14 protein-coding genes and 1 pseudogene are annotated in these 14,826 nt (G+C 37.0%); 7 read left to right on the top strand and 8 right to left on the bottom strand.

The annotated features are described in order from the left end of the window. Positions 1-16 precede the first annotated feature (16 nt). From FB2170_RS13500 to FB2170_RS13470, 7 genes are all read right to left on the bottom strand, one after another. Entirely contained in the window at positions 17-382 is a 366-nt protein-coding gene (locus FB2170_RS13500; protein WP_013307131.1) for a diacylglycerol kinase, read from the bottom strand. Then, positions 375-881 (bottom strand): thiol peroxidase, encoded by a 507-nt coding sequence (tpx, locus tag FB2170_RS13495; protein ID WP_013307130.1) that lies wholly within the window; start codon positions 879-881, stop codon positions 375-377. The genes FB2170_RS13500 and tpx overlap by 8 nt, the downstream gene beginning before the upstream one ends. A gap of 119 nt (positions 882-1,000) precedes the next feature. Further along, positions 1,001-1,258 (bottom strand): DUF6952 family protein, encoded by a 258-nt coding sequence (locus FB2170_RS13490; protein ID WP_013307129.1) that lies wholly within the window; start codon positions 1,256-1,258, stop codon positions 1,001-1,003. Beyond that, positions 1,239-1,553, bottom strand: coding sequence for a thioredoxin family protein (locus FB2170_RS13485; RefSeq protein WP_013307128.1), 315 nt, complete (start codon positions 1,551-1,553; stop codon positions 1,239-1,241). The genes FB2170_RS13490 and FB2170_RS13485 overlap by 20 nt, the downstream gene beginning before the upstream one ends. Before the next feature lie 81 nt (positions 1,554-1,634). Next, positions 1,635-2,279 (bottom strand): peroxiredoxin, encoded by a 645-nt coding sequence (locus tag FB2170_RS13480; RefSeq protein ID WP_013307127.1) that lies wholly within the window; start codon positions 2,277-2,279, stop codon positions 1,635-1,637. A 242-nt stretch (positions 2,280-2,521) separates the two neighbouring features. Continuing rightward, positions 2,522-4,003, bottom strand: coding sequence for a Na+/H+ antiporter NhaC (gene nhaC, locus FB2170_RS13475; RefSeq protein WP_013307126.1), 1,482 nt, complete (start codon positions 4,001-4,003; stop codon positions 2,522-2,524). Between the two features lie 72 nt (positions 4,004-4,075). Beyond that, complete coding sequence (locus tag FB2170_RS13470; RefSeq protein ID WP_013307125.1) at positions 4,076-5,296, bottom strand: aminotransferase class I/II-fold pyridoxal phosphate-dependent enzyme; 1,221 nt, start codon at positions 5,294-5,296, stop codon at positions 4,076-4,078. Between the two features lie 155 nt (positions 5,297-5,451). On the opposite strand from FB2170_RS13470, the gene FB2170_RS13465 reads away from it, so the two are divergent. Further along, on the top strand, positions 5,452-5,910 hold the full coding sequence (locus tag FB2170_RS13465) for an Lrp/AsnC family transcriptional regulator (RefSeq protein WP_013307124.1): 459 nt from the start codon (positions 5,452-5,454) through the stop codon (positions 5,908-5,910). Between the two features lie 49 nt (positions 5,911-5,959). Beyond that, positions 5,960-7,366 (top strand): dihydrolipoyl dehydrogenase, encoded by a 1,407-nt coding sequence (gene lpdA / locus FB2170_RS13460; protein ID WP_013307123.1) that lies wholly within the window; start codon positions 5,960-5,962, stop codon positions 7,364-7,366. Positions 7,367-7,436: 70 nt separating this feature from the next. On the opposite strand, the gene FB2170_RS13455 is transcribed toward lpdA, so the two are convergent. Further along, a complete protein-coding gene (locus FB2170_RS13455; protein WP_013307122.1) occupies positions 7,437-8,618 on the bottom strand; it encodes an acyltransferase family protein in 1,182 nt (393 codons plus the stop codon). Positions 8,619-8,782: 164 nt separating this feature from the next. Between FB2170_RS13455 and FB2170_RS13450 the strand changes: the two genes are divergently transcribed. The 5 genes and pseudogenes from FB2170_RS13450 (at position 8,783) to FB2170_RS13430 (ending at position 14,775) form a co-directional block, all read left to right on the top strand. After that, positions 8,783-9,316 (top strand): NADPH-dependent FMN reductase, encoded by a 534-nt coding sequence (locus tag FB2170_RS13450; RefSeq protein WP_013307121.1) that lies wholly within the window; start codon positions 8,783-8,785, stop codon positions 9,314-9,316. A 4-nt stretch (positions 9,317-9,320) separates the two neighbouring features. Then, positions 9,321-10,628 carry an anthranilate synthase component I family protein gene (locus FB2170_RS13445; protein ID WP_013307120.1) on the top strand — a complete coding sequence of 436 codons (1,308 nt, stop codon included), beginning with the start codon at positions 9,321-9,323 and terminating at the stop codon, positions 10,626-10,628. Positions 10,629-10,657: 29 nt separating this feature from the next. Beyond that, on the top strand, positions 10,658-11,482 hold the full coding sequence (locus tag FB2170_RS13440) for an alpha/beta hydrolase (RefSeq protein ID WP_013307119.1): 825 nt from the start codon (positions 10,658-10,660) through the stop codon (positions 11,480-11,482). 13 nt (positions 11,483-11,495) lie between these two features. Further along, on the top strand, positions 11,496-12,800 hold the full coding sequence (tilS, locus tag FB2170_RS13435) for a tRNA lysidine(34) synthetase TilS (RefSeq protein WP_013307118.1): 1,305 nt from the start codon (positions 11,496-11,498) through the stop codon (positions 12,798-12,800). After that, positions 12,800-14,775: pseudogene (locus FB2170_RS13430) on the top strand (cytochrome c biogenesis protein CcdA). Before tilS ends, FB2170_RS13430 begins: the two are co-directional and overlap by 1 nt. Positions 14,776-14,826 lie beyond the last annotated feature (51 nt).

Raw genomic sequence — 14,826 nt, 5'->3', positions numbered from 1 at the left:
CAAAGTCATGAATGTTTTAAAAAATCTTGGGTATATAGATGATGAGGCCAATTATGCTTGCAGCTATCGATACCAGCATTACGGCTCCCGCGGAAATATCTTTTATAAAACCGATTTTTTCTTCGAATTCTGGGTGCACGAAATCACATAACTTTTCAATTGCCGTATTTAGACCTTCGATGCCCATTACCATGGCAATGGCAAAAATCTGGACAATCCATTCAGCAGTGGATATATCAAAATAGAATCCGCCGGCGGTAACTATCAAAGCAATAAAAACTTGAATTTTTATACTTGCTTCGGTTCTAACTAAGAGAATTGCTCCTTTTAGGGCATAGCCCACACCGCGGATTCTATTTTGTAAAAAAGATTCCTTAGGCATCCATCAATGCTTCTAGAGCAGCTTTGTAGTTCGGCTCTTCAACGGTTTCAGTCACCTGCTCTGTATACACTACATTGCCATTTTCATTCACAACCACCACTGATCTTGAAAGTAGACCTTGCAATGGGCCATCTGTTAATTCAACTTGATATGATTTGCCAAAATTACCATCTTTATAATCTGATAGCATTACCACATTTTCAATTCCTTCAGCGCCACAGAAACGAGTTTGCGCAAATGGTAAATCTTTTGAAATGCAGAGAACAATTGTGTTTTCCAATTCGGCAGCTTCTTCATTGAATTGCCTTACAGAAGCAGCACAAGTACCAGTGTCGATACTTGGGAATATATTTAGAACCAATTTTCTACCTTCATAATCAGATAAAGACCGTGAAGATAAATCAGTCATTGTAAGATCAAACGCAGGTGCAGAACTCCCAACTGATGGTAAGTTGCCTATTGTATGTATTTCATTTCCTTTAAGTGTAACGGTAGCCATAATGTTCAGTTTTAAATGAAATGTGAAATTAAAAAATTTAAGATTGATATGTGAAGATTATCCAATAAAAAAGTCCATACTTTTTGGGTATGGGACTTTCTTAACTTTTAAACGATTGGTTAAGAATCAATAGATCCTACAACCCGTTGCATAAATTCCTTCAATGCATCTTTCTTGTTCTTTCCATCTTTTATGGCTTTATTGACTTCAAGTGCACCGTACATGTTGGAAATTAATTCTCCAATAACATCCAGTTCCTCATCTTTTAAAGACGGCACTTCGGTGAGGGCTTCCAAAGTCTCAACTGTCTCAATGATGAAGTCCTCATCATTCTCTTCTATAAAACCTGTTAGGTGTTTAATTACTGGTAACTTCACTGATCAATTCTTTTAAAACATCATATTTGTTAGTCTGGACTTGATTTTTGAATTCTCCGCCCGTGAAAATGGCAAATGTTGGAAGATTATCCACTTTGGCCAATTTTCTGGATTCTGAAAATTTCTCAGCATCCGCCAACACGAAAGTCATATCTTTATTCAAAGTTGACTCTTTTTTGAATTTGGGTTTCATGATTCGACAATTACCACACCAAGATGCTGAATATTGTACTATTACGTTTTTATTTTCAGCAATGATTTCATTCAAATTATCTTTTTCTAATTCTAGAAGCATACTATTTGATTTTAACGGATGAAAGAATAGGGAATTGGCAATCGATTATATGAACCAACCGATTGCCAAACCGCTTTATTGTTAATTGGAATGTGTAGCTAAATAATCAGCAACACCTTTCCTATCGGCGGTCATTGCATCTTTACCTTCTTCCCAGTTGGCTGGGCAAACCTCTCCTTTTTCTTGAACGTGTGTATACGCATCGATCAAGCGCATATATTCGTTTACATTTCTTCCAAGTGGCATATGGTTGATGCCCTCATGAAAAACTGTTCCTTCTTCATCAATCAAATAAGTTGCGCGATAAGTAACATTATCACCATCGACAGTTACAACACCTGTTTCCTCATCATATCTTTCATTAGTGATATCCAAAATGCCCAAAGTAGAAGCAAGGTTTCTATTGCTATCTGCCAATAGGGGATAGGTGACACCTTCAATACCTCCATTATCCTTGGCTGTGTTCAACCATGCAAAGTGAACTTCAGCTGTATCACAAGACGCACCGATTACTATGGTATTTCTATTTTCAAATTCTTTTAAGGAAGCTTGGAAAGCACGTAACTCGGTAGGACAAACGAATGTGAAATCCTTTGGATACCAAAAAAGCAATACTTTTTTGTTATTCTTTTGGGCTTCTTCCAAAACATTAAGTTTAAAAGTATCTCCCATTTCATTCATTGCGTTAACCTCTAGGTTTGGAAATTTTTTCCCTACAAATGCCATATATTATTTTATTTAAAGTTTATTAATTCTAACACAAAATTACACCACAAAAGATATATAATGGTAAGTGTTAATTAGTAAATTCAATGGATATATAACTATTGTAAATACTTAAAAAGAAAAGTGGTTTTCTTTGTGAAAATAGAAAATAGAACTAAAGAAAAATGTTTGGCTGATAAAATATCGCAGCTATAGTTGTCAATTTAATAACTTCGGATTTTAAACAAAATATGAAATCAGATTTATGCTTCTTTGACGAGCTGTTTGATTTTTATATTCAGAGCAGCAAAAAGTAAAGTCATGAACGGACTTAACCAGTTAAATATGGCATAGAGGAAGTAGTCAGCTACACTAACACCGAGCACTCCGCTGTGGTATGCTCCACAAGTGTTCCAAGGAATCAACACTGAAGTGACTGTACCCGAATCTTCAAGTGTACGGCTCAAATTTTCTGGGGCAAGACCTCTATCCGCGTAAGCTTGTGAGAACATTTTTCCTGGAACCACTATTGCCAAATATTGATCAGAAGCTGTAACATTCAATGCAAGGCAACTCCCCACCGTACTTGCAAAAAGTCCAAAGGTTGTTTTTGCCATACTCAAAAGCGATTTTGTAATTCTGGACAATGCACCTATGCCATCCATAATACCACCAAAAACCATAGCACATACAATAAGCCATATAGTACTTAACATACCCTCCATTCCCTTTCCGGTAAACAGGTCGTTCAATGCAGGATTATCTGTTGCTATTTGTGTTTTTACAGTAATTGCTCTTAAAATACCTTTGTAACCTGATTCAAAGTTTAATTCTTTGGTTCCCGTAAGTCCCGCAACAATTTCAGGTTGAAATATCAAAGCAAATACCGCTCCCAATAAAGTGCCTATAAGCAATGCCGCCAAAGGTGGCGTTTTCTTAATAATCAATAATATTACCACAACCGGGACAATGAACAACCAGCCATTAACATTAAAGGTGGTATCTATTGAATTCAAGATGGACTGTGTATCTGCTGTTCCTGAACTTTCTATCGTAAAACCCAATATTATGAAAACAATCAAGGTGACTGAAATTGTTGGAATGGTAGTGATTGACATATATTTTATATGATCAAACAATTCACCACCCGCCATGGCAGGCGCTAGATTTGTTGTATCACTCATTGGTGATAATTTATCACCAAAATACGCTCCTGAAAGTACCGCACCTGCGGTCATTCCGAGTGAAATACCCAATGCTTCCCCTATACCGATCAGTGCGATTCCCACTGTTGCAGCCGTTGTCCAGCTACTGCCTGTCGCTATTGAAATAATGGCACAAATAACCACACATGCGGCTAAAAATATAGTTGGATTTAGGATTTGCAATCCGTAATAAATCATGGCCGGAATGATTCCACTAACAAGCCAGGTACCAGCCAAGGCACCTACCATTAATAAAATCAATAAAGCTCCCGTGGTCGATTTTACGTTTTCGGCCACTTCAGCCAGCATTTGTTTATAAGAAACTTTTTTTGAGAAACCAACTATTGCCGCCACGGCACCACCAAGTAAAAGAATAAACTGGTTAGATCCACCAATGGCTTCATCTCCAAAAACATAAACGTTATATGCAAGCATTCCAACAAGTGCAAAAACTGGGATTAATGCTTCCCAGATACTTAGCTCCTTATTTTCAACAATATGCTCGTTTTGTCTATGGGCATTGGGTTTTAGTTTTGGCATTGGTTCAATTTTGGTTTGTTCGTAATATTACGATTTTACCAACAGTCCTGCAAACCTCCCAATTAATCAAGACTAAAGTGCGGATGCCTTGCTATTTAGAATATTTAGTTCAAACATGCATTCTTTCATAATTTCATAAGTTCGGTGTATATCGTTATCCAATCCAATAGAAAAACGAATTAATCCATCCGTAAGCCCCATTTCCTCTTGTTCCTCCAGCGGGATTTCAGAAGAAGTTGATGTTCCAGGAGCACTGAAGAGTGTTTTATAAAAACCTAGACTAACAGCCAAATAACCCAATTTTTTCTTTTGCATGAGCTCCATTAGAGCGTTTGCATTTTCCAAAGAACCAACATCAATAGTCAATAACCCACCGTAGCCGTACTCATGGTTCATAAGTCTTTTTATAGTTTCATGGCCAGGGTGCGATTTTAGTCCTGGGTAAACAACCCTTAAACCATCTTTTTCAAAATTTTGAGCTAAATACTGGGCATTTTCACTGTGCTTCTTCATACGAATATGCAGAGTGCGCATGTTTTTTAAGATTGATGCCGCCCTAAGGCTATCCAAGGTACTGCCAAGGAGCATTCCAGCACCGTTGTTTACATCTTTTAACCCCAAACAAAAATCAGTAGTACTACATACCACTCCAGCAACGCAATCACTTGTACCATTAATGAATTTGGTAAGACTATGAATAACTATTTCTGCTCCAAGTTTGGCTGGGGAAATTGACAAGGGAGAGAACGTATTGTCAACAACCAATGGAATACCATGTTTCTTTGCTAATTTAGATAAAGCCTCAAGGTCGGCGATTTCCAAAAGCGGATTACTTACCGATTCGCAATAGATCATTTTAGTTTTAGAGGTAATGGCTTTTTCAACAGACTCAACCTTAGTTATATCTACAAAAGAGGTCTTGATGTTGAATTTTTTCAGAAAGTTTTTCATAAAAGCATAGGTGCCACCATAAATCGTGCGGCTACTTACTATATGGTCATCAGAATCACAAAGTTGCATAATAACTGCGGATATGGCGCCCATTCCACTTGCGGTAACATTTGCCGTTTCAGTACCCTCCAAGGCTGCTAAGGCTTCACCCAAATATAAATTTGAGGGAGAAGAATGCCTGGTGTATAAATAGCAACCTTCTGTGTTCCCTTCAAAAGTGTCGAACATTGTTTTGGCCGATAAAAATGTATAGGTTGATGAATCAGAAATGGATGGATTTACACCTCCATATTCTCCAAAATATTGAAGATCCTGTAAGTTATCTGACGCTTTATTCTTCATAATACTTATGTTTTACACACTAAAATTAATAATTGGTTGTTTTATAATCAATATTAATTAGATAATATAGACAATAAATCTAAAATTATAATATATTGTAGATTATTAAACTAAAAGAGTTATTTAATGTTCATTAACAGCGAAAGATATTCAGTATGGGTTTTGATGAAATAGATATTAAACTATTGACCTTTTTACAGGAGGATAGTAAGAAGACAACCAAGGAATATGCAAATTACTTAAATCTTTCTGTAACAGCGGTTTACGAGCGTATAAAAAGATTGGAAAAAACCAATGTGATTACCAATTATGTTGCTTTGGTAGATAAGAAGAAAGTTGATAAGGCATTCGTGGTTCTTTGCCATGTTAAATTGATTCAGCATGCCAAAGAGTACGTTTTACAATTCGAGAAAGAGGTGCTTAAGTTACAGGAGGTTGTGGAGTGTTACCATACCAGTGGGGACTATGACTATATTTTAAAGATATATGTAAGAGATATGCAGGCCTACAGAGATTTTATGGTCACCAAACTTACTGCATTGAATCACATTGGGAGTACCCAAAGTTCATTTGTAATAAATGAAGTCAAGCATACTACCAGAATACCTATTTAAAACCGGAAAATAATACTAATTTTGTGGGTCAATAAAATCAATTGTTACTATGACTCAATATGATGTAGCCGTAATTGGCTCAGGACCCGGCGGATATGTTGCCGCAATTCGTTGTGCCCAATTAGGAATGAAAACTGCTATCATTGAAAAATACAGCACATTAGGCGGTACATGTCTTAATGTTGGTTGTATTCCTTCCAAAGCTTTGTTGGATTCTTCACATCATTACGAAGATGCGGTTAAACATTTTGAAGACCATGGTATTGAAATTCCTGGGGAAATAAAGGTGAATCTTCAAAAAATGATTGCCCGTAAACAGGGTGTGGTCGATATGACCACCAAGGGAATCCAATTTTTGATGGATAAAAATAAAATTGATGTTTATGAGGGTCTTGGAAGCTTTAAAGATGCAACCCATATAAACATTGCAAAAAATGATGGTGAGACTGAAACTATTGAGGCCAAGAAAACAATAATTGCGACTGGGTCAAAACCGTCGACCTTGCCATTTATTACATTGGATAAAGAGAGGGTGATAACTTCTACTGAGGCATTGAAGCTTAATGAGATACCAAAACATATGATTGTTATTGGTGGTGGTGTTATAGGGTTAGAGCTAGGCCAGGTTTACAAACGTCTTGGAGCGGATGTTTCGGTTGTTGAATTTATGGATAGAATTATTCCGACAATGGATGCTGGTTTGTCCAAGGAATTAATGAAGAGCATGAAAAAGCAAAAGGTGAAGTTCCACCTTTCCCATAAAGTTAAATCTGTTGAAAGAAAAGGTGACGAGGTAATAGTTAAGGCCGATAATAAAAAAGGGGAAGAAGTTACCTTAAAAGGTGATTATTGCTTGGTTTCTGTTGGGCGACGTCCTTTTACCGATGGATTGAATGCCGAGGCTGCCGGAGTTAAATTGGATGATAGGGGTCGAGTAGAGGTAAACAATCACTTGCAAACCAACGTGCCCAATATTTTTGCAATTGGTGATGTGGTTCGCGGTGCAATGCTGGCGCATAAAGCAGAGGAAGAAGGTACGATGGTTGCTGAGTATATGGCTGGCCAAAAACCTCATATAGATTATAATCTTATTCCTGGAGTTGTTTACACGTGGCCAGAAGTTGCTGCCGTTGGTAAAACTGAAGAAGAATTGAAAGAAGCAGGAATTAACTATAAGACAGGGCAGTTTCCAATGCGCGCGTTAGGACGTTCACGAGCAAGTATGGATGTTGATGGATTTGTGAAAATCCTTGCTGATGCTACTACAGATGAAGTTTTGGGAGTTCATATGATCGGTGCTCGCTGTGCCGATTTGATAAGTGAAGCTGTTACAGCGATGGAGTTCCGTGCTTCTGCGGAAGATATTGCAAGAATGAGCCATGCACACCCAACGTATTCAGAGGCTGTAAAAGAAGCTGCACTCGCAGCAACTGAAAATAGGGCATTACATATTTAAGATATGTATTACGCATAACGAAAACCCCGTATCCTTGGATACGGGGTTTTTTTTATTTCCAGTAGTTCGTTTATTTAACTATGCCCAGCAGACGTATAAATTTAACCACAAGTTCCTTTATTGACTTTTGAAGATATACGAACAAGGGCTCGAGGTTTTGGATGATGAATTTAGATCCTGTCGTAAAAGAACTTTTAATTGCTATTTTATTCTTATCATACTGTAGTGCTGCAAAAGAACAAACAATCATGAAAGCCATAGCCCCAAAAATTGCTACTTGAGGGTTTAATTCATGATTAAAGAAACGGTATAGTCCCAATCCAGTAAAACTCCCATATAATATGATGAAATGGATAATATAGATAGACAATGTACTTTGACCTATTTTTAAAACTGTTGAGTTGGTCATAAAGCTTCGAAATAACATGAATACTGCGAATACCAAAAAGACATCTCCTAATCGAATGAACAAGAAATTGTTCATAGCAATTGATTCAAATACTTGAATTCCTGTTAATCCTGAAAGCTCTAAAAGGAAACTTGAGGAAAAGAAAATCAATGTCAATCCAACTAAAAGACAGAGCGTAATGGCGTATTCATAAAGATATTTGTGATTCTTGTAACGAGTAAACAACACCGCCATGAAGGCACCAAAAGTTGTATAGCCAAACCAAGGAATTATGGTGAAAACTGAGCCGTTGGTTTTTGTGAAATAATTGGCAATTGCCTGGGGTAGTAGCCCAAAAGACCACTCATTGTAAACCGGTTCAAAAAGAAAAAGAACAGCGGTTGCCATAATCAACAAAGAAGGTAATGCAGATTTTGAAATTTTTTGTGACAACAAATAAATTCCTATTATCCCCAGCAGAGAAAGCCCGATACAATGTAAGACATCAACCAAATAAAAGGCATCATATACATGACCTTTTAAGATGCCAAACAGGTTTGTTCGTAACAAATAACCAATGAATATAAGTTGCAAACCTCTTTTAATACCTTTCTTAACTCTAGGGTTTTTCAATCCATTTTGCGGAACCCGTATAAGTAAAAAGGTGAATATAAATCCCGATACCGTAAAGAATACAGGTGCGGTAATTCCCCTAAAATATTTCCAGATACTAAAAGTGAGGTTCGAATTATCTCTAAAAGCCGTATCCAACAACCCATCAATAAAATGACCTTGCAACATCATGAGAATAGCCCATGCTCGCATAGCATCAATAAAAAATAATCTGGCTGTTTTCTTTTTCAAAGGTTGTTTAAGTTTCTAATTGAATTTTATTCAAACATCTATCAAGTTGTATATACCTGAAAAACAATACGTTTGGATGTTTTGCGCTGCAAAATTATATAAAATACTCGCATAACGAGGTATTTTAGGGTATTTTCGTTGAACACAACCCATTAAACGTAATTATGGCTTCTATATTGGCTTTTGCAGGAAGCAATTCCTCGACATCTGTAAACTTCAAATTGGTGAAATATACCACATCGTTGGTCGATGGTCATGATATTGAACTTTTAAATATGGCGAACCAAACATTTCCTATGTATGGAGAAGATCGTGAAAAGCAATTGGGGTTTCCAGAAGCCTTGGAAGAACTTAAGAAAAAGATTGTGGACTGTAATGCTTTGATACTAGCGGTAAATGAGCACAATAGTGGGCCTTCTGCCTATTTTAAAAATGTTTTGGATTGGTTGTCCAGGGCAGATAGAAACTATTTAGAAAACACCAAGATGTTTTTGTTATCCACATCACCAGGCAAGAGAGGGGCGATAAGCGCCCTTGAATATGTAATGGATGCGTTGCCAAGAGTTGGAGGGGAAATCAGTGCTACATTTACACTACCTTCTTTTTACGATAATTTTGTTGAGGAGAAAGGTATAACTAACAATGAACTGAAAGAAGCGCACATTACCTCTTTGGAAAAATTCATCTCTGAATTATAATAAATTGCGCACAAAACTTTCTTTTGAGGTAGCCAATATATTTGTTTTCAAAGAACAGCTTCTCAATTGGTCACAGCAATATCATGAAACGGTTTGGTTAGATAGTAACTCCCACACAGAATCGTATAGTTCTTTTGATGCAATTTTGGCAGTTGATGCTTTGACCGTTTTACAGACTGATACTGAAAACGCTTTTGAAAATCTAAAGGAATACCAGTCCGAAACGAAAGATTGGATCTTTGGATATCTTACTTATGATCTAAAAAATGATGTAGAAGTTTTGTCATCCACTAATTACGATGGACTTAATTTTCCTGAGCTCTTTTTTTTTCAACCTAAAAAGATTATTAGAGTAAAAGGCAATCAGGTAGAATTTATCTATTTGAATATGGTCAATGATGAGATAGAGGGGGATTTTATTACCATCGAAAATCATACTTCAAATTACATTGAATCTGACCTGGTCACCCATGACATCCGTATTAAAATGAGAATTTTCAAGGATGAATATTTTCGAGGAGCTGAGGAAATGCTAAAACGTATTCATCGTGGTGATATATATGAAGCTAACTTCTGTCAAGAATTTTATGCAGAACGTACGGTTATTGATCCGTTGAGAACTTATGAAAATCTCAACGCTATTTCAAATGCTCCTTTCTCAACGTTCTTAAAACTGGACGACAAATACCTAATGTGTACCTCACCGGAACGCTATTTACGAAAACAGGGAAACAAAATTATTTCACAACCTATTAAAGGCACAGCAAAGAGATCTAGTAATGTTATAGAGGACGAAGAGCTAAAGGATGCACTTAAAACCAACCCTAAGGAACGTTCTGAGAACATTATGATTGTAGATTTGGTCCGAAATGATTTATCTAAAAGCGCATTAAAAGGTTCAGTAAAAGTTGAGGAGCTATGTGAGATTTATTCTTATGAACAGGTACATCAAATGGTATCAACAGTTGCAAGTCAGGTTTCTGAAAACAAAAACCCAGTTGAAATAATAAAAGAAACTTTCCCTATGGGAAGTATGACCGGAGCACCTAAAGTTTCGGCAATGCAGATAATTGAAGAGATTGAATCTTTTAAGCGAGGGCTTTACAGTGGTGCAGTTGGCTACTTTACACCTGACAATGATTTTGATTTTAATGTGGTCATTAGAAGTATTTTATATAATCAAAGCAACAAATATGTTTCCTATGCTGTTGGTAGTGCCTTAACCTCGAAGGCTTCACCTGAGTTTGAATATGAGGAGTGTTTGCTAAAGGCGAAGGCTATGCGAGAGGTTTTGGAAAGCTCAAACAGTTGAAAGCTTGATTTAAAAATTAAATTTGAAATATGAAATTCCAACGAATTGATTTAGAATTTAATACTACAAAAATCCACGCGGGATACTTTCAACCTGATGAAACCAAAGGTGTTGTAATATTGGTACATGGCTTCGGGGAGCATTCTGGGCGCTATGAAGAATATGTTATCCCAATGTTGCTAAAAACAGGATTTGCAGTGGTTGTTTATGACAATTTTGGTCATGGCCAGACCGAAGGTAATAAAGGGCACTGCCCTAGTTATATGGCTTTATTGCAATTATTGGGTTTAGTACAGGAAAAAGCCAATTCTCTATTCCCTAATAAAGCACAATTTTTATACGGTCATAGTATGGGTGGTAATTTGGTTTTAAACCATGCGCTGAGGAATAAAACCAATATAAAAGGCATTATTGCAACGAGTCCGTATTTGAGGTTGGCGTTTCAACCTCCGAAATGGAAAATGATTCTCGGAAAAGCTATGCTAAACGTTTGGCCTTCTTTGACATTACCGTCTGGCTTGGATCCAAGCGGAATTTCAAGAATACCGATGGAAGTTGAAAAATATAAGTCAGACCCGTTGGTTCATGACAAAGTAAGCCCTATGTTTTCTTTTCCAATTATTGACGCAGGGGAATGGGCAATTCAAAACGCTTCAAACTTAAATTCCAATACCCTTTTGTTACACGGCACAGGGGATCCTATTATAGATTTTACGGGTACTGAGGAATTTCATGAAAATTGTGAGGTCACGACCTTAAAACTAATTGATGAAGGGTATCATGAACTGCACAATGATATTTGTCGGGAAGAAGTGCTGAATGTAATTCAGAATTGGCTGAGGCAACAACTTTAAGTATTTTTGCATTGTGCTGAATGAATTTAGAGAACATATTGAAAACCACTTTCCAGAATTACTTCAAAGTAGATTTTTATTGGCCTGTAGTGGTGGATTGGACAGCGTAGTTTTAGCTCATCTATGCTCAGAGCTTGGACTGGATTTTTCATTGGCACATTGTAATTTCAAGCTACGTGATATTGAAAGTGATAAGGACGAAAGATTTGTCAAGGAATTGGCAGAGATTTTGAAGGTGCCTTGTTTTGTAATATGTTTTGACACCCTTGAATATGCTAACGAGCAAGGTGTATCAATTCAGATGGCTGCTAGAAAAATGCGTTACGAGTGGTTTAAGAGCCTAAAGAAGCAACATAGTATTAAAACTTTAGTGACCGCACATCATGCAGATGATAATATAGAGACATTCCTAATAAATCTTTCGCGAGGAACCGGAATAAAAGGGTTAACGGGAATTCCGTCTAAAACAAACGAAATATCAAGACCGCTGCTTGCATTTTCAAGACTGCAGATCATGGAGTACGCCAAACAGAGTAATATCGAATGGCGTGAGGATCAAAGCAATAAAGAAACTAAGTACCTTCGTAATAAGATAAGGCATGAAATTGTGCCACGATTAAAAGAACTCCACCCTACTTTCAGTAACAATTTTCGTATTACCCAAAAGTATTTGAGGCAGGCTTCAGACATTTCCGATGGTCATTTAAACCAAGTTAAGGCGAAGCTCTTTACGATTGAAGGAGAACTTATTCGTATTCCCATTGAGCCTTTGAAGGTCTTAAAGCCCTTGGATGCTTATTTATATGGACTTTTTAATGAATATGGGTTTACAGAGTGGGAAGATGTGAAACTTCTTTTAAATGCAATGAGTGGCAAGACCATTTATTCCAAAACCCATAGATTGGTAAAAGATAGGGATGAACTTTTGCTAAGTGGCTCCATGGATAAGGTTGAATTCAATTACGAAATTGATGAATCTACGGATCATATTGACGTACCTATAAGTTTATCAATTGTTAGTGTCAACAATATTGAAGAGACCAACGCTAGTGTACTATATGTAGATAAAGAAACGTTAAAGTATCCATTGGTGTTAAGAAAATGGCAAAAAGGCGACTATTTTTATCCTTTTGGCATGGTTGGTCGAAAAAAAGTGTCCAAGTACTTTAAAGACGAGAAGCTGAGCCTCATTGAAAAGGATAGCCAGTGGTTGTTATGTTCATCGCAGGATATAATTTGGGTAGTTGGGAGACGGGCCGATGATCGGTTTAGAGTTACCAGTAAAACAAAGAAAGCAGTAAAAATAATATTGAATTAATGAAGCATCTTTTTGTATTTATAATATTGATATTCAGTAGTATATCTATGTTTTCTCAGGATGATGACAACCCAGTGTTGTGGTCGCAAGAAGTCAATGAGATTTCTGAAACCGAATATGAACTTGTCATACGGGGAAAGATATTTGAAGGGTGGCATGTGTATTCTCAATTTACAGCAGACGGTGGTTCTTTGCCCAGTGAGTTCACTTACGAAAAGAATGGGGTTGATTATGAATTGGTCGGTGGTACCCAAGAAAGTCAGACCCAAACGGAATACAGCGATATTTTTGAGGTTGACGAAACGTTTTTTAAAAAGAACGTGGTTTTTAAGCAACGTGTTAAATTGTTGAATACAGAGGTACGTCAAATAGACGTTAACCTTTTTTATCAAGTATGTAAGGAAGTCTGTATCGCGGTTGATAAAGATTTTCACTTTGCTCTGGATGGCGGCGAGGCCGTAACAGTGATTAAGACAGTGACGATCGAAGCTTGGCAATGGGTGATGCGTTAAAAATAAACCTTAAGAACAAAGAGATTTTAAATACCGGTAATGAAAGTTCAAATGGTAAGTCATCATTGTGGGTTGTATTTGGACTAGGCTTTTTAGGGGGATTAATTGCTTTATTGACACCCTGTGTTTTTCCCATGATTCCTTTGACGGTTTCTTTCTTTACCAAACAAACGGGAAATAAGTCGAAGGGTATTTTCAATGCTATTTTATATGGTTTCTTTATTGTATTAATATACTTTTTGTTGAGCCTTCCCTTTCATATTTTCGATTCGGTCGACTCGCAGATATTGAATACCATTGCGACCAATATTTGGCTGAATTTGTTCTTTTTCATCATATTCGTGTTTTTTGCTTTTTCCTTTTTTGGGTATTACGAATTGACCTTACCCAGTTCTTGGGCAAATAAAATGGATGCTGCCTCGACGAAGGTAGGAGGGGGCATAGGCATCTTTTTTATGGCGGTTACTCTGGCCATAGTTTCATTTTCCTGTACAGGTCCCATATTAGGTGGTTTGTTGGGTAGTACGACTTTAGCTGAAGGAGAAGTGGCCTATAACCTCTCAGCTGGTATGACAGGCTTTGGAGTAGCTTTGGCATTGCCCTTTGCCTTATTCGCGATGTTCCCAGCTTGGTTAAATTCCCTCCCTAAATCAGGTGGGTGGATGACCACCGTTAAAGTAGTGCTGGGGTTCTTGGAATTGGCACTTGCATTCAAGTTCCTTTCCAATGCCGATTTGGTTGGCAATTGGGGTATTTTCAAAAGAGAGATTTTCTTGGGTATTTGGATTTTACTTTTTGTGCTGCTCACGCTCTATCTTTTCGGTGTTTTTAGATTTAAACACGATGGGCCTAAACAAAAGTTGTCTGCGGGTAGAAAAATTACGGGAATTGTAAGCTTTGCCTTTACTATATATTTAGTTCTAGGACTTACCAACATAACTAATCTTAAGTTGTTGAGTGGTTTTCCACCACCGGATTTTTATAGTGTCTTTGAGACGGAAAGTGATTGCCCATTGGGGATCGATTGTTATAAAGATTTTGAAGAAGGTGTCACCTATGCAAAATCTGTCAATAAACCCATTCTTCTCGATTTTACCGGTTGGGCCTGTGTTAATTGCCGAAAGATGGAGGAAAATGTATGGAGCGAATCTGATATTTATCCATTGCTAAAAGAAGATTATGTACTGATTTCACTTTATATAGATGATCGTAAAGAACTTTCATCAGAAGAACAATTTGATTTTAAATTCGATTCAGGTCGTGTCAAGAGTATTAAGACCATAGGGGAGAAGTGGGGTACTTTCCAGACAATAAATTTTAATTCGGCTTCACAACCCTATTATGTGCTGTTATCACCTGATTTAGAGGTGTTGAACAGTGCAATGCAAAGTGCGGACAGTGAAGAATATAGAAATTGGTTAATGAAGGGGTTAGAGAATTATAATAATTTATCAATAAAATGATAAGGGTCAAACACGGACTAACAATAAAAGCACCTTTCGAGGTGCTTTTTT

The organism is Maribacter sp. HTCC2170, from assembly GCF_000153165.2.
In the GTDB taxonomy this organism is placed as follows: Bacteria; Bacteroidota; Bacteroidia; order Flavobacteriales; family Flavobacteriaceae; genus Maribacter_A.
This window is presented reverse-complemented; position numbering and strand designations above follow the sequence as displayed.

Bases quoted from the DNA above. Each gene is read 5' to 3' on its own strand.
- FB2170_RS13500 (WP_013307131.1), bottom strand. From the start codon at position 382: ATGCCTAAGGAATCTTTTTTACAAAATAGAATCCGCGGTGTGGGCTAT.
- tpx (WP_013307130.1), bottom strand. From the start codon at position 881: ATGGCTACCGTTACACTTAAAGGAAATGAAATACATACAATAGGCAAC.
- FB2170_RS13485 (WP_013307128.1), bottom strand. From the start codon at position 1,553: ATGCTTCTAGAATTAGAAAAAGATAATTTGAATGAAATCATTGCTGAA.
- FB2170_RS13480 (WP_013307127.1), bottom strand. From the start codon at position 2,279: ATGGCATTTGTAGGGAAAAAATTTCCAAACCTAGAGGTTAACGCAATG.
- nhaC (WP_013307126.1), bottom strand. From the start codon at position 4,003: ATGCCAAAACTAAAACCCAATGCCCATAGACAAAACGAGCATATTGTT.
- FB2170_RS13470 (WP_013307125.1), bottom strand. From the start codon at position 5,296: ATGAAGAATAAAGCGTCAGATAACTTACAGGATCTTCAATATTTTGGA.
- FB2170_RS13465 (WP_013307124.1), top strand. From the start codon at position 5,452: ATGGGTTTTGATGAAATAGATATTAAACTATTGACCTTTTTACAGGAG.
- lpdA (WP_013307123.1), top strand. From the start codon at position 5,960: ATGACTCAATATGATGTAGCCGTAATTGGCTCAGGACCCGGCGGATAT.
- FB2170_RS13450 (WP_013307121.1), top strand. From the start codon at position 8,783: ATGGCTTCTATATTGGCTTTTGCAGGAAGCAATTCCTCGACATCTGTA.
- FB2170_RS13440 (WP_013307119.1), top strand. From the start codon at position 10,658: ATGAAATTCCAACGAATTGATTTAGAATTTAATACTACAAAAATCCAC.